Raw genomic sequence first — 3007 nt, 5'->3', positions numbered from 1 at the left:
GGGCGTAACAGTTGGTGCGAATGGACTTTCGATAGTTCATAAAGGCTCAGGTGGTGAAGCGAATGCAACGCTCCCAGATGTTTGTTTAACTAAGGTCGGCAAGCCAGTCGTTCCTATCCCTTATGGCAACAATGCTAAATCAGCAGACCTTGCAGGTGGGACTACGACGGTCTCTATGGATGGCGGTAACAGTGTCGCTATCAAGGGCAGTACGTTCTCAAAAAGTACCGGCGATGCGGGCGGTGACAGAAAAGGCGTTTCCTCTGGCACGATAGAAGCTGAAGCAAAATTCATTTCAGCCTCACCAACGGTTAAGTTTGAAGGCAAGGGCGTATGTCGCCTGTCCGATCAAATGACCATGAACAAAGCCAACACTATGTGTTTGGGTGGCGCACAAAACCCATCGGTTTCTGTGACTGAAGAGCAGGAAGGGACGTATACGCTGGATATAGAATGCAAATATCCAAATGGGCTCCCTTACTCTAATGCACAATTTTCTTTAGTCGAACCTTCAGGTGCTGTCATTGGGAGTGGAGTGCTGGACTCTAGCGGAAAAGCATCTGTTAATGGTCTCGCTCTAAAAGAATGCAGGTTAGTGCTCAGCGAAACTCAAGACTCTTACACCCCGAACCAATCTTTAGCTGAAAATATTGTTACGGAAACTTACCCTGATCCGAATGATTTTTGTACGTTTGTCGCAGGTCGCCGCTCGCCATTTTGGGAAGATCGTGTTGGGGTTGCTAATGACTGGGGCATATTGATGTCCCCATCCTTCAGTGATGATGACTTTAAAGATATTGTGTTAGAGCAAAGCCGTATATCGTCTCCTTATGCGATTAGTCAAAATCACTCTAAAGATTTTTCTGATGCTTATGTTTCGGCACTTTATCACATCCAAACTGATACTACTGCGCTAGAGAAATATGAACCTTTAGTTGAACTGCTCTTGGAGCAAGTGCACGAAAATGGCGATATATTGAGAGTCTTATATCAAGCTGATGTGTTTGAGCCTCCCTATGAATTATTAGCGAAGCTTCGCTTTTTAGGGACTGGGAATACTGTGAAGTATTTGCAGTTTGTTTTATGGACGTTGATAAACAATCAAATCTGTTCATACATCGATGAGCTAAACAGTGAAATCATCGGTCGTTTAGATTTCATACAAAGCCAAGCTTCTGCAAGATCGTTGAGTTCTGTTGAAGAGGGTATAAACGGTTATAAAAAAGCACTTAACCACTTCAAACAAGCACTTCCTGACGTCATTAGCCAAATTTTTGAAACCAAAAATGACACCCTAATTTCTATATCGGCAATGGCCCTTGGGACTACCGTTAACATAGCGAGCCAATCTAGCTTTGCTACTAATTTAGGTAGGGTTAATGCGGTGGTGTACACGAAGTCAAACAACTTGAACCGCCCATCATTTGTCACTTTTGACGATAACTTTTCTGACTAGGACATTTAAATCATGGATGCAGTTTTTCCGATAGCGCAACGAGAAGGTGACGCTTACTACACGCTCAGTGATTTTACGAAATTGTTTGATCAAGCTAAGAGCGGTCGTTATTTAATAGGACAAGGGTACGGTTGGCATAGTGGCGTTCACTTAACATCAAAAATGTTACCGTGGGGGAAAGGGCTCAGACCTATTCAAGCGATGATTGATGGAAAAATAGTGGCATTTCGCATAAATCCTGATTACCTAACATCAACGTACCAAGAGCAAGAGTTTAAGTATAGTAATAACTTTGTGCTTATCGAGCATGAGGCTGTAAACCCCGAAGATAGTGAAGATGTATTTAAGTTCTATACACTTTATATGCACCTTGCGCCACCTTCAGATATTGGCGCCAATTCATCTATAACCACGCGTTACCGTTTACAAGAAGCGAGAAATGTACGCACTTTCAAACATAGTGATGTGCCTACTAATTCTGGTGAAAAAAAACAGTCGATGTCTAAAGGAACATTACTTGAATACCTGTATGCAGAAGAGAAGGAGACCCATCCATACCAGATCGACAAAAATACCTACAAAATGATAAAGTGCCGTGTGGTAGAGAATGGTAAATCGGCAAGTGGTAGCGAAAAAGCACTGTTAAACAAGATTGTTTGGTTTGCTTCGGGTCTCAATAGTGACTTTGACATTTTAGAAGATTCCTCTGCTGTCCTATCAGAACCAGTTTCAGAACCTAAATGGATGTCGGACAAGGCGGCAATGATTAGGGACGGTAGTGTGGTTTCTTTACTCCCACTCCTATTTAGAGAGGGGATAAAGGTTTCAGCTGGGGAAGATATCGGTTACATGGGACTGCATGAGTACAGTAACGATGCAATTGGAACTAAGAAAGAAGATAATCGTGTGCATATCGAGATGTTCTCTTTTGAGGAGCCGCCCGAATTTTTCAAAAAACAGATTTCTCCCAAAAATGCGGAAGAAAATCCACTTGTTGTTCTCGATGGGGCCGATAGTAGCGGTGCCGTTGATATGAGTAATTCGTTTATTCAGCAATTACTTGAATCTGTGACAGAAGATCAAGTAACGGACTTCTCCTCGTTCACTGCTCGCGATGCCAAAGTATACTTAGACGGTAAGCGTAAACACTTTGAGCGATTTATTGTGAAACATCCTACAGATTGGCATACAGAGTCGTCACAAAGTCTTTATGAATCAATCCATCAGACCGCAAAGGAAGCTCTAGATATTAAGTGCTCCGCTGGTTTTGTGACTATAGAGGACTACCGTAACTCCCCATGGCGCGATCAAGTGATGGATAGCTTTGATCTTTTCTCGCAATTCGAACTGGAAAGAGCAGATAAGTTTTCATGGATGCAAGATTTACATGGTGATTTGCAACTAAGCGATGATAAGAGCCTTTGGCATTATTGGCCTTTTGTAGGAAATCACACCCAAAGTAAATGTTTCTGTAATCGTGATATTTCCAAGAGTTTTTTACTTGAAGTCTTAGGTGGAAAAGAAACTATTTTTGAGAACTCTCATTATGAC

At 42.2% G+C, this 3007-nt stretch carries 2 protein-coding genes; both read left to right on the top strand.

Annotated features, from left to right (window positions below):
- Positions 1-1456, top strand: a 1456-nt coding sequence (locus CAG68_RS21430) for a PAAR-like domain-containing protein (protein ID WP_161441630.1), incomplete at its 5' end; no start/stop codon positions are given.
- 12 nt (positions 1457-1468) lie between these two features.
- Positions 1469-3007, top strand: a 1539-nt coding sequence (locus CAG68_RS21425) for a hypothetical protein (protein WP_237667914.1), incomplete at its 3' end; no start/stop codon positions are given.

This window comes from Vibrio sp. V42_P2S4T144 (genome assembly GCF_009904715.1).
In the GTDB taxonomy this organism is placed as follows: Bacteria; Pseudomonadota; Gammaproteobacteria; order Enterobacterales; family Vibrionaceae; genus Vibrio; species Vibrio alginolyticus.
Note: the sequence above shows the minus strand (reverse complement) of the source record. Positions and strands in the feature narration are given on the sequence as shown.